The sequence below is a fragment of the Streptomyces sp. NPDC127114 genome, assembly GCF_042677525.1.
Classification (GTDB): Bacteria; Actinomycetota; Actinomycetes; order Streptomycetales; family Streptomycetaceae; genus Streptomyces.
Genome location: NZ_JBHXTJ010000066.1, coordinates 1 through 20,297, shown reverse-complemented (window position 1 = coordinate 20,297; position 20,297 = coordinate 1). Strand labels below are relative to the sequence as shown.

Annotated in this window: 17 protein-coding genes; 12 read left to right on the top strand and 5 right to left on the bottom strand. The window is 73.2% G+C overall.

Annotated features, from left to right (window positions below; translation table 11 throughout):
• Positions 1–71: 71 nt before the first annotated feature.
• Positions 72–998, bottom strand: coding sequence for a Ppx/GppA family phosphatase (locus tag ACFVGS_RS35595; protein WP_384422152.1), 927 nt, complete (start codon positions 996–998; stop codon positions 72–74).
• Positions 999–1,142: 144 nt separating this feature from the next.
• Between ACFVGS_RS35595 and ACFVGS_RS35590 the strand changes: the two genes are divergently transcribed.
• Positions 1,143–1,943 carry a hypothetical protein gene (locus ACFVGS_RS35590; protein ID WP_384422180.1) on the top strand — a complete coding sequence of 267 codons (801 nt, stop codon included), beginning with the start codon at positions 1,143–1,145 and terminating at the stop codon, positions 1,941–1,943.
• 11 nt (positions 1,944–1,954) lie between these two features.
• Here ACFVGS_RS35590 and ACFVGS_RS35585 read toward each other — a convergent pair whose 3' ends face one another.
• Complete coding sequence (locus ACFVGS_RS35585) at positions 1,955–3,646, bottom strand: hypothetical protein (RefSeq protein WP_385696434.1); 1,692 nt, start codon at positions 3,644–3,646, stop codon at positions 1,955–1,957.
• A 195-nt stretch (positions 3,647–3,841) separates the two neighbouring features.
• On the opposite strand from ACFVGS_RS35585, the gene radA reads away from it, so the two are divergent.
• Together radA and disA are read left to right on the top strand one after the other, a co-directional pair.
• Positions 3,842–5,251 carry a DNA repair protein RadA gene (radA, locus tag ACFVGS_RS35580; RefSeq protein ID WP_384422156.1) on the top strand — a complete coding sequence of 470 codons (1,410 nt, stop codon included), beginning with the start codon at positions 3,842–3,844 and terminating at the stop codon, positions 5,249–5,251.
• 317 nt (positions 5,252–5,568) lie between these two features.
• Entirely contained in the window at positions 5,569–6,627 is a 1,059-nt protein-coding gene (disA, locus tag ACFVGS_RS35575; RefSeq protein ID WP_385696466.1) for a DNA integrity scanning diadenylate cyclase DisA, read from the top strand.
• 124 nt (positions 6,628–6,751) lie between these two features.
• Here the strand turns inward: disA and ACFVGS_RS35570 are convergent, their stop codons facing one another.
• Complete coding sequence (locus ACFVGS_RS35570; RefSeq protein WP_385696432.1) at positions 6,752–7,597, bottom strand: hypothetical protein; 846 nt, start codon at positions 7,595–7,597, stop codon at positions 6,752–6,754.
• 195 nt (positions 7,598–7,792) lie between these two features.
• On the opposite strand from ACFVGS_RS35570, the gene ACFVGS_RS35565 reads away from it, so the two are divergent.
• The 6 genes from ACFVGS_RS35565 to cseC all read left to right on the top strand — a co-directional run bounded on the left by ACFVGS_RS35565 (position 7,793) and on the right by cseC (position 13,405).
• On the top strand, positions 7,793–8,455 hold the full coding sequence (locus ACFVGS_RS35565; protein WP_384422160.1) for a phosphatase PAP2 family protein: 663 nt from the start codon (positions 7,793–7,795) through the stop codon (positions 8,453–8,455).
• 33 nt (positions 8,456–8,488) lie between these two features.
• On the top strand, positions 8,489–9,520 hold the full coding sequence (locus tag ACFVGS_RS35560; RefSeq protein ID WP_385696429.1) for an A/G-specific adenine glycosylase: 1,032 nt from the start codon (positions 8,489–8,491) through the stop codon (positions 9,518–9,520).
• Positions 9,521–10,002: 482 nt separating this feature from the next.
• On the top strand, positions 10,003–10,587 hold the full coding sequence (locus ACFVGS_RS35555; RefSeq protein WP_384422164.1) for a SigE family RNA polymerase sigma factor: 585 nt from the start codon (positions 10,003–10,005) through the stop codon (positions 10,585–10,587).
• Positions 10,575–11,264: a hypothetical protein gene (locus ACFVGS_RS35550; protein ID WP_384422166.1), complete on the top strand. Its 690-nt coding sequence runs from the start codon at positions 10,575–10,577 to the stop codon at positions 11,262–11,264. The genes ACFVGS_RS35555 and ACFVGS_RS35550 overlap by 13 nt, the downstream gene beginning before the upstream one ends.
• Before the next feature lie 37 nt (positions 11,265–11,301).
• A complete protein-coding gene (gene cseB / locus ACFVGS_RS35545; protein WP_384422168.1) occupies positions 11,302–12,003 on the top strand; it encodes a two-component system response regulator CseB in 702 nt (233 codons plus the stop codon).
• Between the two features lie 88 nt (positions 12,004–12,091).
• A complete protein-coding gene (gene cseC, locus ACFVGS_RS35540) occupies positions 12,092–13,405 on the top strand; it encodes a two-component system sensor histidine kinase CseC (RefSeq protein WP_384422170.1) in 1,314 nt (437 codons plus the stop codon).
• Between the two features lie 197 nt (positions 13,406–13,602).
• On the opposite strand, the gene ACFVGS_RS35535 is transcribed toward cseC, so the two are convergent.
• Positions 13,603–15,183, bottom strand: coding sequence for an MDR family MFS transporter (locus ACFVGS_RS35535; RefSeq protein WP_384422172.1), 1,581 nt, complete (start codon positions 15,181–15,183; stop codon positions 13,603–13,605).
• 107 nt (positions 15,184–15,290) lie between these two features.
• Between ACFVGS_RS35535 and ACFVGS_RS35530 the strand changes: the two genes are divergently transcribed.
• A complete protein-coding gene (locus ACFVGS_RS35530) occupies positions 15,291–15,851 on the top strand; it encodes a TetR/AcrR family transcriptional regulator (RefSeq protein ID WP_384422173.1) in 561 nt (186 codons plus the stop codon).
• Positions 15,852–15,903: 52 nt separating this feature from the next.
• On the opposite strand, the gene ACFVGS_RS35525 is transcribed toward ACFVGS_RS35530, so the two are convergent.
• Entirely contained in the window at positions 15,904–16,629 is a 726-nt protein-coding gene (locus ACFVGS_RS35525; RefSeq protein WP_385696423.1) for a M23 family metallopeptidase, read from the bottom strand.
• 475 nt (positions 16,630–17,104) lie between these two features.
• On the opposite strand from ACFVGS_RS35525, the gene ACFVGS_RS35520 reads away from it, so the two are divergent.
• The gene (locus tag ACFVGS_RS35520) at positions 17,105–17,485 is read left to right on the top strand and encodes a trypco2 family protein (protein ID WP_384422176.1); all 381 of its coding nucleotides are present in this window, start codon (positions 17,105–17,107) and stop codon (positions 17,483–17,485) included.
• Positions 17,482–20,262, top strand: coding sequence for an NACHT domain-containing protein (locus tag ACFVGS_RS35515; RefSeq protein ID WP_385696420.1), 2,781 nt, complete (start codon positions 17,482–17,484; stop codon positions 20,260–20,262). The genes ACFVGS_RS35520 and ACFVGS_RS35515 overlap by 4 nt, the downstream gene beginning before the upstream one ends.
• Positions 20,263–20,297: the final 35 nt, after the last annotated feature.

Genomic DNA, 20,297 nt, shown 5'->3' with positions numbered 1-20,297 from the left:
GCCCGGGACGCGACGCGGTCCCGCCCGGGACCCGACCCGGGCCCGCTCGGGCCCCGATCCGTCGGGTCGCCCTACGGCAGGTGGTCGAGGCGGCGCAGGATCACGCCCTCACGCAGGGCCCAGGGGCAGATCTCCAGCTGGTCGACGCCGAAGAGGTCCATCGCGCCCTCGGCGACCAGGGCGCCGGCGAGGAGCTGGGCCGCACGGCCCTCGGAGACGCCGGGGAGCACGGCGCGCTCGGACGAGGACATGGCGGCGAGCCGCGGCACCCACTCCTCCAGGGAGGCGCGGGACAGGGTGCGCTCGACGTACAGGCCGAAGCCCGAGCCGGGGGCACCGGCGAGGCGGGCGAGCTGCTTGAAGGTTTTGGAGGTGGCCACCACGTGGTCGGGCCGGCCGAAGCGGCTGAACTCGCCGACCGTACGCGCGATCTGCGCCCGGACGTGGCGGCGCAGCGCCTTCACGTCGTCGGTCTCCGGCGGGTCGCCCGGCAGCCAGCCCTTCGTGAGCCGGCCCGCGCCCAGCGGCAGGGAGACGGCGGCGTCGGGCTCCTCGTCGATGCCGAAGGCGACCTCCAGCGAGCCGCCGCCGATGTCGAGCAGGAACAGCTTCCCCGCGGACCAGCCGAACCACCGCCGGGCGGCGAGGAAGGTGAGCCGGGCCTCCTCCTCGCCGGTGAGGACCTGGAGCGCGATCCCGGTCTCGGCGTAGACCCGGGCGAGCACGTCGTCGGCGTTGCTCGCCTCCCGCACCGCCGAGGTCGCGAACGGCAGGACCTCCTCGCAGCCCTTGTCCTCGGCCGCCGTCAGCGCCTCGCGGACGGTGCCCACGAGCCGCTCCACGCCCGCGTCGGCGATGGCCCCGCGCTCGTCGAGCAGCTCGGCCAGGCGCAGCTCCGCCTTGTGGGAGTGGGCGGGCAGCGGGCGGGCGCCGGGGTGGGCGTCCACCACCAGCAGGTGCACTGTGTTCGAACCGACGTCGAGGACTCCGAGTCTCATGAACGGAAACGCTACTGCGCCCGCCCGCATACGCTTGGCGTTGTGCCAAAGACGAAAAAGGCGAAGCCGGGCAAAAGCAGTGCCGGCGAGCACGCCAGCGAGAACGCCGCGAAGGCCGCACGGGTGGCCCACGCGGCCAAGGCCGTGAAGGCGGTCAAGGCCGGCAAGGCCGGCAAGAAGGCCAGGGACGCCGAGCCCGACGAGAAGGGCCTGGACTTCCCGCGCGCCTGGGTCGAGTTCGCCGACCCGGACGACGAGGAGCAGGTCTACCGCTGCGACCTGACCTGGCTCACCTCCCGCTGGACCTGCATCTTCGGCAACGGCTGCCAGGGCATCCAGGAGGGCCGCGCCGACGACGGCTGCTGCACGCTCGGCGCGCACTTCTCCGACGAGGACGACGAGAAGCGGGTCGCGGAGCACGTGGCGCGTCTGACGCCGGAGCTGTGGCAGTTCCACGACGTCGGCACGGAGACGGGCTGGGTGCAGGTCGACGACGACGGCGACCGGCAGACCCGCCGCTGGCAGGGCTCCTGCATCTTCCAGAACCGCCCGGGCTTCGCGGGCGGCGCGGGCTGCTCGCTGCACATCCTCGCCGTGCAGGAGGGCCGGGAGCCGCTGGAGACCAAGCCGGACGTGTGCTGGCAGCTGCCGGTGCGGCGGACCTACGACTGGATCGAGCGACCCGACGACACCAAGGTCCTCCAGGTGTCGATCGGCGAGTACGACCGGCGCGGCTGGGGCCCCGGCGGCCACGACCTGCACTGGTACTGCACCACCGCGAGTTCGGCGCACGTGGGCAAGGAGCCGGTGTACGTCTCGTACCGGCCCGAGCTGGTCGAGATGATGGGCCTCGCGGCGTACGAGGTCCTGGTCGGGCTGTGCGAGGCGCGGCTCGCCTCCCAGCTCCCGCTGGTCGCACCGCACCCGGCCGACCCGGCCCCGTAGGTCCGCGGGCCCTACGGGGAAGGCGCCGGGTCCGTGCTCGGGGCGTCGGTCGCCGAGGCCGTCGGCTCGGGCGTGGGTCCGGTGGTCGGCTCCGTCGTCGGAGGCTCCGTGGTGGGCTCGCCCGTCGTCGGCGGAGTGGTCGGCGGCTCGCTGGTGGGCGGCGGTGTCGTCGGCTCGTCCGTGCCGGTCGGCGGCGGGGTGGCCGGGCGGGTCGTGGTGGGCGGCGGAGTCGCCCCGTGGCCGTCGATCCGCACCACCGCGCCCGAGGGGTTCACGCCGACCCGGGCGCTCCAGGCGCCGGCCGGTTCGTGGGCGTGGTCGACGAAGATCCGCACGGTGACCGACTCTCCCGGGCCCAGCGTGCCGGAGGCCTGGCTCACGTACAGCCAGGGCGCGTCCGACCAGAGGGCCCACGCGGCCGGCGAGCCGCCCTCGTTGGTGAGGGTGAGCAGGGTCGTCGCGCCGCTGCCGCGTGCGGAGACGGTGAGCCGGGCGGGTGCGGCCTGCCCCGGCAGGGCCGGGCCGGCGGGCGCGCCGGGGCTGATCACCTCGACGGAGACGTCGGGCGAACGGCTGCCGCGGGTGAAGCGGGGATCGGGTGTGGTGCGGGCGTTGCCCGTGTTCTCGTAGCGGTCGTACGGGCGGCCGCCGGAACCGCCCTGCGCGTCGCCCGGCCCGTCCGCCTCGCGCGCGCTGATCCGGGCCGCGTCCTGGCCCTCGTCGCCGGCCGGGGTGCCGCGGTACGAGGCCCACAGCGCGAGGACGGGGGCGGCGACGACCGCGGCGACGACGGTCGTGGTGACCGCCCGGGCCCGCATCCGGTCGCGGCGGGCCGCGTGGTCCTTCGGGTCCATCGGGAAGCCGGTCGGACCGAAGCGGGGCGCGCCGGCGCGGGCCCGCGGCACGTGCATCATCGCCACGTACGCGGCGGCGCGCGGCGCCTCGACGATCGGCAGCCGCCCGGTCGGCACGGCGGCGGCCCCCGGCCAGGGCCCGGTGGCGCCCGCCCGTTCGGCGGCCCGGCGGCAGCGCGGGCAGTCGTCGACGTGCCGGACCAGCTCGGCGCGCAGGGCGGCGGAGAGCAGCACCTGGTGGTCGCCGGTGAGCCGGGCGACGGTGGGGCAGTCGCCGGTCTCGACGACGGCGAGCGCGGCGCGGGTGCGCTCGACCTCGCAGCCCGCGGACGCGAGGAGCTCGCGGGCGGCGACCGGGTCGAGCGAGAGCACGGCCGCGACCTCGCGCTGCCCGAGCCCGTGCCGTACGGCCAGCTCCAGGGCCTCGCGCTGCTCCGGTGTGGTGCCGGCGGCCTCGGGCCAGGCGAGCGCGGCGAGCTCGGCCCGGCGGCGCTCGGCGACCTCGGGCGCGACGCGGGCCGGCTCGGGCACGGCGACGGGCCGGCCGGTGTGCGCGCCCTGGCGTCGGCGGCGCTGCTCGCCGAGGCTGCGCAGACAGGCCCAGCGGGCCAGCGCGTACAGCCAGGCCCTGCGGCCGCTCTCGTCGGCCGGACAGCGGCCGTGATGGCGCTCGGCGATGGCGAGGACGTCGCCGAGGACGGCGGTGGCGGTGTCGTGGTCGCAGAGCACCGAGAGGCAGTAGGTGAACAGGCCGTCCAGGTACTCCTCGTAGCGCGCGGGGGGCCGCTGGCCGAGGGTGCGGGGACCGCCGGTGCTTCGGGTGGGGTGTTCCAGACTGCTGCTCGTCACTGGGCGACCGTAGGCAGGAGGGAGGGGGCACTTCTCACCCCTTGCACACTTTTAATCCGTACGGGTGAAGGTATCGCCCGAAAGGGGACACCAGCCCCGTGATCTCGGGCCACGGCACGCTCGTCGGTGGCCGGGGCCGCGGGCCGGGGAGCTGCCCTCGCCTCGTTGTCAGTGGCTGCCGCTACGGTGTCCGTCATGGCTGCTCGTACCAAAACCGCCAAGGACCGGCCGTCCTACCGCTGCACCGAGTGCGGCTGGCAGACCGCGAAGTGGCTCGGCCGCTGCCCCGAGTGCCAGGCCTGGGGGACGGTCGAGGAGTACGGCGCGCCCGCCGTGCGGACCACGGCCGCCGGCCGGGTGTCCTCGGCCGCGCTGCCGATCGGGCAGGTCGACGGCCGGCAGGCGACCGCGCGCGGCACGGGCGTCGACGAGCTCGACCGGGTCCTGGGCGGCGGTCTGGTCCCCGGCGCCGTCGTGCTGATCGCGGGCGAGCCGGGCGTCGGCAAGTCGACGCTGCTGCTCGACGTGGCCGCCAAGGCCGCGAGCGACGAGCACCGCACCCTCTACGTGACGGGCGAGGAGTCCGCGAGCCAGGTCAGGCTGCGCGCCGACCGGATCAACGCGCTCAGCGAGCACCTCTACCTCGCGGCCGAGACGGACCTGTCCGCCGTCCTCGCGCACCTCGACGAGGTGAAGCCCTCGCTGCTGATCCTGGACTCGGTGCAGACCGTCGCCTCCCCCGAGATCGACGGCGCGCCCGGCGGCATGGCGCAGGTCCGCGAGGTGGCCGGCGCGCTGATCCGCGCCTCCAAGGAGCGGGGCATGTCGACGCTGCTCGTCGGCCATGTCACCAAGGACGGTGCCATCGCGGGTCCGCGTCTCCTGGAGCACCTGGTGGACGTGGTGCTGCACTTCGAGGGCGACCGGCACGCCCGGCTCCGCCTGGTCCGCGGCGTGAAGAACCGGTACGGGGCGACGGACGAGGTCGGCTGCTTCGAACTGCACGACGAGGGCATCACCGGGCTCGCCGACCCGTCCGGCCTCTTCCTCACCCGGCGCGACACTGCCGTTCCCGGCACCTGTCTGACGGTGACGCTGGAGGGCCGCAGGCCGCTGGTGGCCGAGGTGCAGGCGCTGACGGTGGACTCGCAGATCCCGTCGCCGCGCCGCACCACCTCCGGTCTGGAGACCTCCCGGGTCTCGATGATGCTGGCCGTCCTGGAGCAGCGCGGCCGGATCAGCGCGCTCGGCAAGCGGGACATCTACAGCGCGACGGTCGGCGGCGTGAAGCTGTCCGAGCCGGCCGCCGACCTGGCCATCGCCCTCGCGCTCGCCTCCGCCGCGAGCGACACCCCGCTGCCGAAGAACCTGGTCGCCATCGGCGAGGTGGGCCTCGCGGGCGAGGTCCGCCGGGTGACGGGCGTGCAGCGCCGCCTCGCGGAGGCGCACCGGCTCGGCTTCACGCACGCCCTGGTCCCGGCCGACCCGGGCAAGGTCCCGCCGGGCATGAAGGTCACGGAGGTCGCGGACATGGGCGACGCCCTGCGCGTCCTGCCCCGTGGCCGCCGTCCGCGGACCGAGCGGGAACCGGAGGAGCGCGTTTAGGGGACTGTCCGACCGACCGGGGCCGTGAGAAGCGCCTTCAGGGACCTGTGCGGCCGGCCAGGACCGGAGAAGCGCCTTCAGGGACTGTGCGGCCGACCGGGGCCGGAGGGCCCCCAGGGCGGGGCCGGTCCCCGCACGGGAGGGCCGTCGGGAGGACGCCCGAGGGGACGCCCCAGGGGGCTTCCGGGGCCCGGCCGGCCGGGTGCTCGTGGCGCGGGGCCCGGGGCGGCGGGGCGTTGTCGCTAGACTTTGCCCTGGTCTCGCCCATCCGTACGAGCCGGAGGAGTGCAGTGGCAGCCAAGGACAACGAGGCACTGATGCGTGCGTCGCTCAGTGCCGTCGCCCCCGGCACCGCCCTCCGCGACGGGCTCGAGCGCATCCTCCGCGGCAACACCGGCGGTCTGATCGTGCTCGGCATGGACAAGACCGTCGAGTCGATGTGCACCGGCGGTTTCGTCATCGACGTCGACTTCACCTCGACCCGGCTGCGCGAGCTGTGCAAGCTCGACGGGGCGATCGTCCTCGACAAGGACATCTCCAAGATCCTGCGGGCCGGCGTGCAGCTGGTCCCCGACGCGTCCATCCCCACCGAGGAGACCGGCACCCGGCACCGTACGGCGGACCGGGTCTCCAAGCAGTGCGGCTTCCCGGTCGTGTCCGTCTCGCAGTCGATGCGCCTGATCGCCCTGTACGTCAACGGCGAGCGCCGCGTCCTGGAGGAGTCCGGGGCCATCCTGTCCCGCGCCAACCAGGCCCTGGCGACCCTGGAGCGTTACAAGCTCCGCCTCGACGAGGTGGCCGGCACGCTCTCTGCCCTGGAGATCGAGGACCTGGTGACGGTCCGGGACGTCACGGCCGTGGCCCAGCGCCTGGAGATGGTGCGCCGGATCGCCACCGAGATCGCCGAGTACGTCGTCGAGCTCGGCACCGACGGCCGCCTCCTGTCGCTCCAGCTCGACGAGCTGATCGCGGGCGTGGAGCCGGAGCGCGAGCTGGTGATCCGGGACTACGTGCCGGAGCCCACGGCCAAGCGCTCCCGTACGGTCCCGGAGGCGCTCACCGAGCTGGACGCGCTGACCCACGCCGAGCTGCTCGAACTGCCGATAGTCGCCCGCGCCCTCGGCTACAGCGGCTCCCCCGAGACCCTGGACTCGGCGGTCTCCCCGCGCGGCTACCGGCTGCTCGCCAAGGTGCCGCGGCTGCCCGGCGCGATCATCGAGCGGCTCGTGGAGCACTTCGGCGGGCTGCAGAAGCTGCTCGCGGCGAGCGTGGACGACCTCCAGACCGTCGACGGCGTCGGCGAGGCCCGGGCGCGCAGCGTCCGCGAGGGCCTGTCGCGGCTCGCGGAGTCGTCGATCCTGGAGCGTTACGTCTGAGGTCGGGCTGCTTCCGCGCCCTGCTGCCCTTCAGGGCCCGGCCCCGGCCTTTCCAGGCCCCCGGCCCGTCGAGGCCCCGGCCCGTCGAGGCCCCCGGCGTCGTCGAGGCCCCGGGCTTTCTTCCTCAGTCCTTGTCCAGGCGGAACGCCACCGGTGACACCTTCAGGCCCGGCACCGCCGCCTCGACGAGGTAGTTGCCCGGGCCGACCTCGCCCGGCGGGACGCTGGCGCACTGCGCGGTGCTGCGGTGCCGGTCCCATTCCACGGTGTGCGTGATCGTCGTGCGCGCCGGGACCTTCAGGAAGACCGGAGGCGCCACGCGGGGGCAGTCCTTCGAGGACCACAGCACGCCCTTGGTGTCGCGGACCGTCAACACCGCGTTCTTCGGGCCGAGATCGGTCTTGCAGTCGGCGCCCGAGGTGTTCTTGACGACCAGCTGGAAGCGGGGCTTCTCACCCGGCTCGTAGGCCAGCTTGCTGCTGCGGAAGGTCAACTGCAGGGCCCCGGCAGGGCAGTTCGGCAGTGGCGAGTCGGCCGGTACCTGCTGTCCGGCGCCGGTGCCCGCGCCGCCGTCGCCGCCCGCGCCGTCCGTGTCGCCGTTCTTGCCGCCGGAGGACGCCCCCGAGTCCGTGCCCGCGCCGGCGTCCGTACCGCCGTCACCGGTGCCGCTGCCGTCGCCGTCGCCGGTGCCGTCACCGCCCACGGTGTCGCCCTCGCCCGACTCGTCGCGCCCTCCGGGCTTTTGACTGATCGCCGGTCCGGTGCCGGAGGGGCCGGGATTGATCGAGGGCACGGGCGAGGAGCCATTGGCGGCGTCGTTGCCGGTCTTCTTGCCCCCACCGCCGCCACCGGACGTGAACGCCCATGCGGCGAGCAGCGCGAGCAGGGCAACCAGGCACAGCGCCACGGCCCTCCGACGCCAGTAGATGGAGGAGGGAAGCGGCCCGACCGGATTGCGCAGAGATCCCACGCCACGAACCTTACGAGAGATCGGGGCCAACTCCCGCCCCCCATGCCGCTCCAGGCCCAAGTTTTGCCGATGATCACATCCTCACCGGAGCGGGAACTTTCGCCCCTCCCCCGCCCACCCCCTACTTTCGTCGGGGACGGCTGTCGTCCTTCGGCCGGAGCGGACGGCTCCGGACGCCGGTTAACGTCGTTGACCATGGACAACCTGCCCACCCTCACCGACGGCCTGTACCTCGACATCCTCGAGTTCGCCCATTCCACCCCGCACTGGTTCCAGAGACTCGCGGAGGTGTGGACCGAACTCGGGCTGCTGCTCTTCGGGGTGCTGTTCGTGGCCGGCTGGTGGCGGATGCGCCGCGGGTCGGCGGACGGCATGGCGCTCGCGCTGCTCGCGCCGCTCGCGACGGCCTTCGGCTACGTGGTCAGCGAGGGCCTGAAGTCCCTGATCGACGAGGAGCGTCCGTGTCGGGCGGTGGCCGGTGCGCCCGCCTCGCTCGTCGCGTGCCCGCCGTACGGCGACTGGTCCTTCCCCAGCAACCACTCGGCGATCGCGGGTGCCGCGGCCGTCGCACTCGCCCTCTCCTGGCGCGGCCTCGTCTGGCTGACCGCGCCGATGGCCCTCCTCATGGCCTTCTCCCGGGTCTTCGTCGGCGTCCACTTCCCGCACGACGTGACGGTCGGCCTCCTCGTCGGCGGCGTGGTCGCGTTCGTCGTGGTGAAGTCCGCCCGGCGCCCGGTCCGCGCGCTGGTGGAGACGGCCCGGTCCAGCCGGAGCGGCGCGGTGGTGTGGTGCGTGGGGCGCGGGATGCCTTCGCACGCCTCCGCGCGCCCCGAGGGCGCACGCCACGGCGCGCGCTGATCGCCCGCGGAACGTGCCAGGATCGGAGGTGCCATGACTTCCATCGACACCTCCTCCGCCTCCTCCGCCGGCGCCTCGCCGTCCGCCTCGTCTTCTGACTCCCCCACCTCCCGCACCCCCGCCGCCTCTGACGCCTCCGCCGCCTCCGACGAGCTCCGCGCGTTCGAGGACGTCGTGCCCGACGGCGTGGCGCCCGCTTCGCTGCACGGGCCCGTCCTCGCCTGGTTCGACCGGCACGCCCGCGATCTGCCGTGGCGGCGCCCCGAGGCGGGTGCGTGGGGCGTGATGGTCAGCGAGTTCATGCTCCAGCAGACGCCGGTCGTGCGGGTCCTGCCCGTGTACGAGCAGTGGCTGGCGCGCTGGCCGCGGCCCGCCGACCTGGCCGCCGAGGCGCCGGGCGAGGCCGTACGGGCCTGGGGCCGGCTCGGCTATCCGCGCCGGGCGCTGCGGCTGCACGCCGCGGCCGTGGCGATAAAGGAGCGGCACGGCGGTGACGTGCCGAGCGACCACGGGCAGCTGCTCGCGCTGCCGGGCATCGGCGAGTACACGGCCGCGGCGGTGGCCTCGTTCGCGTACGGGCAGCGGCACGCGGTGCTCGACACCAATGTGCGCCGGGTCTTCGCGCGGGCGGCGACCGGCGTGCAGTACCCGCCGAACGCCACGACGGCCGCCGAGCGCCGGCTCGCCCGGGCGCTGCTGCCGGAGGACGAGGCGACGGCGGCCCGCTGGGCGGCGGCGTCCATGGAGCTGGGCGCCCTGGTGTGCACGGCGCGGAACGAGGACTGCGGGCGGTGCCCGCTGGCCGACCGGTGCGCCTGGCTGCGGGCCGGGAAGCCGGCCCACGACGGGCCCGCGCGGCGCGGCCAGACGTACGCCGGCACGGACCGCCAGGTGCGGGGCAAGCTGCTCGCCGTACTGCGCGACGCCGTGGACCCGGTGGACCAGGCCTCCCTGGACGCGGTCTGGGACGAGCCGGTCCAGCGCGCCCGCGCCCTGGACGGCCTGGTCGCCGACGGCCTGGTGGAACCACTGGAGGACGGCCGCTACCGGCTCCCGCTGGGCTGACCGGAGGCCGACGCCGGTACCGGGTCGCGCTGGACTGGCCCCGGAGGCCGATGCCGGTGCCGGCTCGCACGGGGGAATCACCCCCGCGGCCGATCCCCGCCGCTACCGGCTCGCACCGGGCTGACCCCGGAGAGCCGGGCCCCCGTCGGCCCGACTCCGCTGGCCCGGCTCCCGCGCCCCCGGGCCGGCCAGGCCGGGCCCGTAGGACAGGAGGTCCGAGCCGCCGGCCGACAGGAGGCCCGAGCCGCCGGCCGCCCCCCGTGAGCCGGGGTCCCCCGAGAGCCCGATCCGCAAGCCCGGAGGCCGTGCCTCCATGGCACCTTCGATCCGAAGGATCCGGAACCTTTGCATCCGCTGTTACACAACCGATGGGTAGCCGTGCGTCCGCCGACGGCTGCTCCGCACAACCCCGTGACAACCGCTCCGTAGCGTCGTCGGCGTAAAGAAACACGGCTGGTCACGGGGATCGGAGGCGGTTCGGGATGGCGCACGGCGAGGTGCTCGATTTCGAGGAGTACGTACGCACGCGGCAGGACGCGCTGCTGCGCAGCGCCCGCCGTCTGGTGCCCGACCCGGTGGACGCCCAGGACCTGCTGCAGACCGCGCTGGTCCGCACGTACGGCCGCTGGGACGGCATCGCCGACAAGTCGCTGGCCGACGCGTACCTCCGCCGGGTCATGATCAACACCCGGACCGAGTGGTGGCGGGCCCGCAAGCTCGAAGAGGTGCCCACCGAGCAGCTGCCCGACGCCCGCGTCGAGGACGCCACCGAGCAGCACGCCGACCGGGCCCTCCTGATGGACATCCTGAAGGTGCTCGCGCCCAAGCAGCGCAGCGTCGTCGTGCTGCGCCACTGGGAGCAGATGAGCACCGAGGAGACGGCCGCCGCGCTCGGCATGTCGACCGGTACGGTGAAGAGCACGCTTCACCGCGCCCTGGCCCGACTGCGCCAGGAACTGGAGAGCCGGGCCGCCGACGGCGACTCCCGGGCCCTGGACGCCGGCGTCCTGGAGCGGGCGACGACCGTACGAGGCGACGAGCGGAAGCAGGAGCGGTGCGCGGCCTGAGACCGGCCTGGACTGCCAGGGAACGGGCGGCGAGCATCACGGCGGTGGCCGGGCTCGCCGCCGTCGGCGTGCTCGTGTCCGGCTGTTCCACCGGAGGCACCGGCTCGCGCGACGAGGGCGCCGCCCGGTCCGACCAGGTCGCCTCGACCGCCCCGGCCACGCCGACGCCTTCCGCCTCGCTCGGCGAGGGCGCGATGACCGGCAAGCGGGTGGACCCGATCGCGCTGATCAAGAACGACCCGAAGATCGGCGAGCGGGTGAAGGCCGATCTGAAGCCGTGCACGGCGGACGCCTACCCCGTGGACACCTCGTACGGGAACCTCACCGACTCCGGCGCGCCGGACGTCGTCGTCAACCTGATGACCTGCGGAGACGCGGTCGGCATCGGCACGTACGTGTACCGCGAGGAGAACGACAGGTACACGAACGTCTTCATGGCCGAGGACGCGGCGGTGTACGGGACGATCGACCGGGGGGATCTGATCGTCACCAAGCAGGTGTACGCGAAGGGCGACCCGGTCGCCTATCCCTCGGGCGAGGACGTGATCACGTACCGCTGGACGGGGAACAAGTTCACCCAGCACGACTGGGTGCACAACGACTACAGCAAGGCGGTCGGCGACGGCGGCATCGACGGCGCCGAGCCGGCCCCGAGCGAAGCCCCCTCCTCGAACTGACCCCCTGATCCGAACGTACGCGGAAGGCGCACGCACCATGGCCGAGACCCATGTCCTGTTCGTCGAGGACGACGACGTCATCCGTGAGGCCACCCAGCTCGCCCTGGAGCGGGACGGCTTCACGGTGACCGCCATGCCCGACGGCCTGTCGGGTCTGGAGGCCTTCCGCACGAACCGGCCCGACATCGCGCTCCTGGACGTCATGCTGCCCGGCATGGACGGCGTCAGCCTGTGCCGGCGCATCCGCGACGAGTCGACCGTCCCGGTGATCATGCTGTCGGCGCGGGCCGACTCCATCGACGTCGTGCTCGGCCTGGAGGCCGGCGCCGACGACTACGTCACCAAGCCGTTCGACGGCTCCGTCCTGATGGCCCGGATCCGCGCCGTCCTGCGCCGCTTCGGCCACGCGGGCGGCGCCGGCGCGGGCGACGGCGGCGCGGAGGCCGCCGAGGGCGGGGTGCTGGCCTTCGGCGACCTGGAGGTCGACACCGAGGGCATGGAGGTGCGCAAGGCCGGTGCGCCGGTCGCGCTCACACCGACCGAGATGCGGCTGCTGCTCGAGTTCTCGTCGGCTCCCGGCACGGTGCTGTCCCGCGACAAGCTCCTGGAGCGGGTCTGGGACTACGGCTGGGGCGGCGACACCCGGGTCGTGGACGTCCATGTGCAGCGGCTGCGCACGAAGATCGGCCAGGACCGGATCGAGACGGTCCGCGGCTTCGGCTACAAGCTCAAGGGATGAGCCCGGGGATGAGCCCGAGAGCGGGAGCGGGCAGGCGTTCGGGGATGCGACCGGGGACGGGCGGCGACTTCAGGCAGGTCGGCAGGTGATGAAGGGGCTCGGCCTCCGTACCGGGGTCCGTTGGAAGATCGCCGTCGCCATCGCGGCGGTCGGCGCGCTCATCGCGGTCACGCTCAGCCTGGTCGTCCACAACGCGGCCCGGGTCTCCATGCTCGACAGCGCCCGCGACGCCCAGATGTGGCGGCTGGTCTTCGCCCAGCGGGTCTACGAGACCTCGAAGCCGAAGGAGCCGCGGTTCGGCACCAAGATCAACGATCCTGCGCTGCCGCCCCAGCTCGACCAGCTGATGCGTGACGGACGGCGCGGCACCTACGTCCAGGAGCACGACAGCGGCCCGCCGGACGTGTGGGCCGCCGTGCCGCTCGCCAACGGCGACGTGCTGTCGCTGCACGTGCCCTTCGCCGACCGCAGCGCCACGATCATGAAGGACCTCGACCGGGCCCTGATCATCGGCTCGGTGTCGGTGGTCTTCGGCGGCTGCGCGCTCGGCGTGCTCATCGGCGGGCAGCTCTCGCGCCGGCTGCGCAAGGCCGCGGCGGCGGCCGGCCGGGTCGCGCAGGGCAACACCGACGTCCGGGTCCGGGACGCCATCGGCGGAGTCGTACGCGACGAGACCGACGAACTGGCCCGCGCCGTCGACGCGCTCACCGACGCCCTGAACGAGCGGATCGAGGCCGAGCGCCGGGTCACCGCGGACATCGCGCACGAGCTGCGCACGCCGGTGACCGGGCTGCTCACCGCGGCCGAGCTGCTGCCGCCCGGCCGGCCGACCGAGCTGGTCCGCGACCGTGCGCAGGCCATGCGGACGCTGGTGGAGGACGTTCTGGAGGTGGCCCGGCTCGACAGCGCGTCGGAACGGGCCGAGCTCCAGGAGATCGCGCTCGCCGAGTTCGTGGCCCGCCGGGTGCGGGCGCTCGACCCGGAGGCGCGGGTCCAGGTGGTGCACGAGTCCTGGGTCAACACCGACCCGCGCCGGCTGGAACGCATCCTGGGAAACCTGCTCGCCAACGCGGCCAAGCACGGCAAGGGACCGGTGGAGGTCACCGTCGAGGGCCGGGTGGTCCGGGTCAGGGACCACGGCCCCGGTTTTCCCGAGGCGCTGCTCAGGGAGGGCCCGAGCCGCTTCCGTACGGGCAGCAGCGACCGCGCGGGCCAGGGCCACGGCCTGGGCCTGACCATCGCGAGCGGCCAGGCCCGGGTCCTCGGCGCCCGCCTCACCTTCCGCAACGCGGCGCCCGAGGGCACCCCGGGCGGCGCGGGCGGTGCGATCGCGGTGCTGTGGCTGCCGGAGCACGCGCCGACGAACACGGGGAGCTTCCCGGTGCTGCGGATGCCGGACTGACCGTTCGAGCCCGCCCGCACGCGAAACGGCCCCGCCGTCCACAGGTCGCCCTGTGGACGGCGGGGCCGTACGTGCCGGCGGGCGTCGTGCGCGTCAGCGGGCCACATGCGGCCGGGGCCGTGTGGCGACGCGGGCGCATGACGGCGCGGCCGTGGCGCCGGACGACGGCGCGGCCGTGGCGACCGCGCCGCCCGGGGTCAGACGGCCTCGACGGTCTTCGGCGCGGCGTCCGCGGCGGCCTCGTCCTTCTTCGGCAGGCCGGTGCCGCGCAGCGCCACCTCCTTGACGAAGAAGGCGAGGACGAAGCCGAGGACGGACACGGCCGCGCCGACCAGGAAGGCCGAGTGGGTGCCCGCGGCGACCGCGTGCTGGTAGGCGTCGCGGAGCGCCTCCGGGAGCCTGGCGAGGCTCGCGGCGTCGAGCTGCGCCGACCGGGCGGTCGCGGCGCCGCCGCCGCGGGCGGCCATCTCGTCCTGGACCTGGTGGTTGAACAGCGCGCCCATGATCGCGACGCCGAAGGACGAGCCGAGGGTCCGGAACAGGGTGGTCGAGGACGAGGCCACGCCCATGTCCTTCATCTCGACGCTGTTCTGCGCGACGAGCATCGTGATCTGCATCAGGAAGCCCATGCCGGCGCCGAGCAGAGCCATGTAGACGCCCGAGACGAACCGCGTGGTGTCGGTGTCCATCGTGGAGAGCAGGTACAGGCCGACGACCATGAAGGCGCCGCCGACGATCGGGAAGATCTTGTACTTGCCGCTGCTGGTGGTCACCCGGCCGGCGATCATCGACACGACCATCATCGACAGCAGCATCGGCAGGAGCAGCAGGCCGGAGTTGGTCGCGGACGCGCCCTGCACCGACTGCTGGAAGAGCGGCAGGAAGAGCACCGCACCGAACATCACGAAGCCGGTGAGGAAGCCGATCACGGACATCAGGGTGAAGTTGCGGCTGCGGAAGATGTGCAGCGGCATGATCGGGTCGCTCGCGCGGGTCTCGACGAACAGGAAGGCCGCGAGGGCCGCGACGCCGGCGACCGAGAGGCCGATGATGTTGAGCGAACCCCAGGCGTACTCGGTGCCGCCCCAGGTGGTGACGAGGACGATCGCGGTGATGCCGACGGTCAGGAGGGCCGCACCGGCGAAGTCGATCCGGGTGCCGGTCGCGCGCTCCTTCCTCGGGAGGTGGAGCACGGTGGCGAGCATCGCGAGCGCGACGGCACCGAGCGGCAGGTTGATGTAGAACGACCAGCGCCAGCCCCAGTGGTCGGTGATGGTGCCGCCGACCAGCGGTCCGCCGATCATGGCGAGCGCCATGATGCCGGCCATCATGCCCTGGTACTTGCCTCGGTCCCGCGGCGGGATCAGGTCGCCGATGATCGCCATGACGCCGACCATCAGACCGCCGGCGCCCAGGCCCTGGACGGCGCGGAAGCCGATGAGCTGGCCCATGTCCTGGGCCATGCCGCTGAGCGCGGAGCCGATCAGGAAGATCACGATCGACGTGAGGAAGACGCTCTTGCGGCCGAACATGTCGCCGAGCTTGCCCCAGATGGGGGTGGAGGCGGCCGTGGCCAGGGTGTAGGCGGTGACGACCCAGGAGAGGTGCTCCAGGCCGCCGAGCTCGCCGACGATCGTCGGCATCGCGGTGCCGATGATCATGTTGTCCAGCATCGCGAGCAGCATCGCGATCATGAGGGCGAGGAGGACGACGCGGACGCTGCGCGGCTGGTCGACCGTCTCCTCTGCTGCGGTGGTGTGTTTTTCGGTCGTCGCCATGTCGTCCCCGTCACTTCCTTACTTGCCGCCCGGCTAGTTACTACACTGGGGAAAGTAGACCGGTAACTAGCCGGGCGTCAAGTAAGTATCGGTGGAAGCGAGAGACCATGGCCCAGGCCCGAGGCAACACCCGTCAGCGCATCCAGGACGTGGCCCTCGAACTCTTCGCCGAGCAGGGGTACGAGAAGACCTCGCTGCGCGAGATCGCGGAACGCCTCGACGTCACCAAGGCCGCGCTCTACTACCACTTCAAGACCAAGGAGGACATCCTCGTCAGCATCTTCGAGGACCTCACCAGGCCCATGGACGAGCTGATCGAGTGGGCGGGCGAGCAGCCGCGCACCCTGGAGACCCGGCAGGAGGTCCTCCGCCGCTACCAGCAGGCGCTGCTCGCCGCGGCCCCGCTGTTCCGCTTCATGCAGGAGAACCAGGCGGCGGTGAGCAAGCTGAGCGTCGGACTGACCTTCAAGGAGCGCATGATCGCGCTGACCCGGCTGCTCCACGACCCGGAGTTCACGATGGCGGACAAGGTCCGCTCCATCAGCGCGGTCTTCACGATGCACGCCGGGACGTTCTTCATGCAGAACGTCGAGGGCGACCCCGAGGAGAAGCAGGAAGCCGTCCTCGAGGTCGCCCTCGATCTGATCAGGCAGGCGCATCACGCCTGACGGATCGCGTTCCGGAGGTCGCGCGTGAGTACCGCGCGCCGGATGCCGTGCGTCAGATGCTGACGCCGTGGGACCGCAGGAAGGCGGCCGGGTTCACGGCGGAGCCGTAGTTCGGGGTCGTGCGGATCTCGAAGTGGAGGTGCGGGCCGGAGGAGTTGCCGGTGTTGCCCGAGAGGGCGATCTGCTGGCCGGCGGCGACCTTCTGGCCGATGTTGACCTTGATCTTCGACAGGTGGGCGTACTGCGAGTACGTGCCGTTGACGTGCTTGACGACGATCGCGTTGCCGTACGCGGGGCCGTCGCCGCCGCCGTTCGGGCCGGCCTTCACGACGGTGCCGGCGCCGGCGGCCTTGACCGGGGTGCCGACCGGGACGGCGAAGTCCTGGCCGGAGTGCTTGTGGGCCCACATGGCGCCGCCCTGGTTGAAGCTGGCGGTCAGGGTGTAGGAGCTGACCGGCTTGACCCAGGAGGGGGCCTTCTTGGCGGCGGCGACCTTGACGGCCTGCGCCTTCGCGGCGGCGGCCTTCAACTGAGCGGCCTTGACCTGGGCGGCCTTCGCCTGCGCGGCCTCGACCTGCGCGGCGACCTTGGCCTGGACGGCGGCCTGCTTGGCCAGGGCGGCGGACGCGGCCACCGCGGTCTGCGGGTTGGCGACGGCGGCCTTGCCCTCGGCGGCGAACGCGGAGCCGGCACCGGCCACCAGCGACGCTCCCAGACCCGCGGCGGCGAGGGCGACGGCGGTGGTACGGACGCTGGGCTTCATGACGCGCTTCGACATACGGGGGAGAACCTCCGGACAGAACGGGACCCGGCGCGAGAGCGGTGAGCGCCGGGCTTGCTCATCCTTGGTAACCCGGACCCCCATCCCGGCCAAAACACCCCATCTACGACATCGCGTCGTAGCGATCTCCGGGGAAGTTCAGCTCTTGACGACACCCGGGAACCCGGGCGAATTCGGACATTGCGACCCGCGTAGACCTGTTTAACCGCATGTCGCGAGGTCCCGAACTGCCCGAAACGCAGGCACACGCCCGCTTCGGGGCGCTCCAGGACCAAGGTCCCAGCGGTTCACCACTGAACGTCCTGATTCCTCCCCAAAACCGACCACTATTCCGGCTAGTACCGCTCGAAACCCCTGTGCGCCTTGTCACCACGGCCGGCCCGCGAAGGCGCCGCGAATGGGACCTGGGTCACGCCGTCGAACCCGTCCGAACCCCCTCCACGACCCTTCGGAGCGGGTTAGCTTCCGAGGCATGACCGACACCACGCCCAAGATCGAACTGGCCGACGCCATCGCCTCCGTACGCGACCAGTTGCTCATCGCGGCCGGCCGCGCCACCGGCCAGGCCGTCGCCTTCGAGGTCGGCGACATCGAGATGGAGTTCTCCGTCGAGCTGCGGAAGGAGGCGAAGGCCGGCGGCAAGATCAAGGCCTGGGTCGTCGAGGCCGGCGCCGACGCGAGCCGCTCGCGCGGCGAGACCCACCGGGTCTCCTTCACGCTGAAGCCCCGCAACGCCGCGACGGGCGGGGCATGGCTGGTGGGCAACGACGAGGAGGCGGACCTGTCGGGGTTCGGCGCCGCCGCCGAACGGGCCGACCGGCGCGACGGGACCGACGGGACGTACGGCCGGTGAACACCAGCCAGTTCGTGTTCGCCGTGCTGGGCAAGCACCAGGGCACCGGCGTGCTCCTCCCCGGGAACCTCGTCCTGACCGCCGCCCACGTCATCGGCGGCGCCCACAGCGCCACCGTGGCCGGCCCGTACCGCGAGCCCCAGCGGTTACGCGTGGTCTGGTCCGACGAGCGGCTCGACGCCGCGCTGCTGCTCAGCGAGCGGCGCCTCGGCCCGACCCCGCAGCTGAGCACCGTCGCCACCGACCGCCCGATACCCGGCTGCGTCATCCTCGGCTACCCCCACATCCAGCGGGACGAGGAGCACAGGCCCGACCTCGACCAGTTCACCGGCACCGTCCTGCCCATGGCCGGGCTGCTGCGCCGCACCCTCACCGTCGAGCTCGACCGCCCTCCCGCCACCGAGACCGCGGACGGCCCGTCCCCGCTCGCCGGCCTCTCCGGGGCTCCCGTGTACGCAGACGACGGGCTCCTCGGCATCGTGCGGGCCGTCCCGCGCGGACGCGGGCACCGCCGGCTGGAATGCCTGCCCCTCTCCGCCCTCCTCGCCGACGACGAGGCGTACCGCTGGCTCCCCGACGACTTCGCCCCGCCGCGCCCCGTCACCGCCACCCACCCCCGCGACCAGCCCTACGAGGAGGAGTACGCCGAGGCCGTCGGCGCCGCCTACCGCCGCACCCGGATCTTCGGCCTGGACGAGCTCGGCAAGCAGGCCTCCGCGTGGGACCTCGACACCGCCTACCTCTCCCTGGAGGCCGCCGCCTCCCGCGACCGGGAGACCGTGCCCGTGCCCCGCAGGATCGACGACCTGCTCGCCGACCGCCCCCGCGTCCTGCTGCGGGGCGACGCGGGCGCCGGGAAGACCACGCTCGTGTGGTGGCTGGCCTCCCACGCCGCCGCCGGAACCCTCGGACCCGAGCTCGCCGCGCTCAACGGCCTCGTGCCCTTCGTCGTACCGCTGCGTTCTCTGCGCACCCAGGGCGGCGGCTTCCCCTCCCCCGCCGAGCTTCCCGCCGTCGCCGGTCTGGTGATCGACGCGGCACCCGACGGCTGGGCGGGCCGGGTCCTCGGCGCCGGGCGCGGGCTGCTGCTCGTCGACGGCCTGGACGAGGTCACCCAGGACGACCGCGAGGACGCCCACACCTGGCTCAGCGGGCTCCTCGCCCGCTACCCGGGCACCCGCTGCGTGGCGACCGTGCGCCCGCACGCCGTCGCCCCCGACTGGCTGGACGCCGAGAAGTTCGAGGAGCTGAACCTGCTGCCGCTGCGCGGCGAGGACATCCAGGCCTTCGTCACCGCCTGGCACGACGCCGCCCGGCTGGACGCCGACGAGCGGGAGCGGGCGGCGCTCGACGACCTGGAACGCGACCTGGCCCAGCAGTTCCGGCACAACCCGAACCTCGCCGAGCTGGCCCGTACCCCGCTCCTGTGCGCCGTCATCTGCGCCCTGCACCGGCTACGGGAGGGCTTCCTGCCCGAGACCCGCTGGGAGCTGTACGACTCCGCCCTCACCATGCTGCTGGGCACCCGCGACGAGCGGCGCCGGGTGGACGCGCCCGACGGCATCCGGATGTCCGTCGAGGAGCACCAGCAGCTCCTGCAGCGGCTGGCCGCCTGGCTCGTGCGGGGCGGCCAGACCGAGTTCACCCGCGAACAGGCCCTCCAGCGCGTGGAACGCGCCCTTCCCGGGATGCCCCGCGTACAGGCGCAGGGCACGCCCGCGGAGGTCCTCACGCATCTGATCAACCGCAGCGGCCTCCTCCAGGAGCGCACCGACGACGTCTTCCAGTTCGCCCACCGCACCTTCCAGGACTTCCTGGCCGCGAAGGAGTTCGTCGAGGACGACTGCCTCCCCGAGCTCCTGCGTCACGCCTACGACCAGCAGTGGCACGACGTCCTTCTCCTCGCCGCGGGCCACTGCAAGCGACGGGACCTGCCGGTCCTGGTGGAGGGCCTCCTGAAGGCGGGTTCCGGGACCCGGAGGCAGGACCTGAAGACGACGCTGTACGTCATGGCGGCGCTGTGCGCGCAGCACGCGGCATGGCTGGACGAGGGCCTGCGGCGGCGGGTGGAGAAGGCGGTGCGGTCGGTCATCCCACCGCGGAATCCGCTGCAGACCGCCCAGCTGGCGCGCCTGGGCGGGTCGGTGCTTCCGCTGCTGCCTGCGCCGGAGGACGTACCCAAGGACGTCGTCGGCCACGTGGTCGAGCTGATCGCCGCCGTCGGCGGTGCGGAGGCCCTGCCGTACGCCCGAAGCTTCAGCGAAGCGGGCCTAGGGCATCACTTCGGCGCGAGCTGGGCCGCCTTCCCGGCCGAGGCGTTCGCCCAACAGGTCCTGGCGCACCTGTCGGGGCCGGAGGTCGTGGTCGTGCCGACGTCCCGGCACCTGAAGCTGCTGGACCGTCTGCCCAGCCTCACGTCCGTCATCCTCGCGGGGGGCTTCACCGGCGAGGAGATCGCCCGACATCTGGGCAGCCGGCCCCTTTCGTATCTGGCCTGGATCCCCGATCACACGGGGTTCGCGGTCCTCGAGTCGCTGGACACCTCCCAGCTCACCATCATCATGCTGGTACGACCCTTCTCCGGGACGGACCTCGGTCCACTGGCCAGGCTGCCGGCGCTCAGGCACGTCAGCCTCGTGAACCTGGAGCCGGACGGCCGCCCTCTCGACCTCACGCCCCTCCATGGACTCGCCGATCTCACCGTCACCGTCAACGGCGTCCGGCGCGGAGACATCATCGGCGCGGACGTCCTCGGCGACCGTCTCACCATCGCGTAGACGGCAGAAGGGGCGGCCCCGGAACCATCCGGTTC

Excerpts from the sequence above, each read along its gene's own strand:
- ACFVGS_RS35525 (WP_385696423.1), bottom strand. The coding sequence starts at position 16,629 with ATGTCGAAGCGCGTCATGAAGCCCAGCGTCCGTACCACCGCCGTCGCC.
- ACFVGS_RS35565 (WP_384422160.1), top strand. The coding sequence starts at position 7,793 with ATGGACAACCTGCCCACCCTCACCGACGGCCTGTACCTCGACATCCTC.
- ACFVGS_RS35560 (WP_385696429.1), top strand. The coding sequence starts at position 8,489 with ATGACTTCCATCGACACCTCCTCCGCCTCCTCCGCCGGCGCCTCGCCG.
- disA (WP_385696466.1), top strand. The coding sequence starts at position 5,569 with ATGCGTGCGTCGCTCAGTGCCGTCGCCCCCGGCACCGCCCTCCGCGAC.
- ACFVGS_RS35520 (WP_384422176.1), top strand. The coding sequence starts at position 17,105 with ATGACCGACACCACGCCCAAGATCGAACTGGCCGACGCCATCGCCTCC.
- cseB (WP_384422168.1), top strand. The coding sequence starts at position 11,302 with ATGGCCGAGACCCATGTCCTGTTCGTCGAGGACGACGACGTCATCCGT.
- cseC (WP_384422170.1), top strand. The coding sequence starts at position 12,092 with ATGAAGGGGCTCGGCCTCCGTACCGGGGTCCGTTGGAAGATCGCCGTC.
- ACFVGS_RS35595 (WP_384422152.1), bottom strand. The coding sequence starts at position 998 with ATGAGACTCGGAGTCCTCGACGTCGGTTCGAACACAGTGCACCTGCTG.
- ACFVGS_RS35555 (WP_384422164.1), top strand. The coding sequence starts at position 10,003 with ATGGCGCACGGCGAGGTGCTCGATTTCGAGGAGTACGTACGCACGCGG.
- ACFVGS_RS35530 (WP_384422173.1), top strand. The coding sequence starts at position 15,291 with ATGGCCCAGGCCCGAGGCAACACCCGTCAGCGCATCCAGGACGTGGCC.
- ACFVGS_RS35535 (WP_384422172.1), bottom strand. The coding sequence starts at position 15,183 with ATGGCGACGACCGAAAAACACACCACCGCAGCAGAGGAGACGGTCGAC.
- radA (WP_384422156.1), top strand. The coding sequence starts at position 3,842 with ATGGCTGCTCGTACCAAAACCGCCAAGGACCGGCCGTCCTACCGCTGC.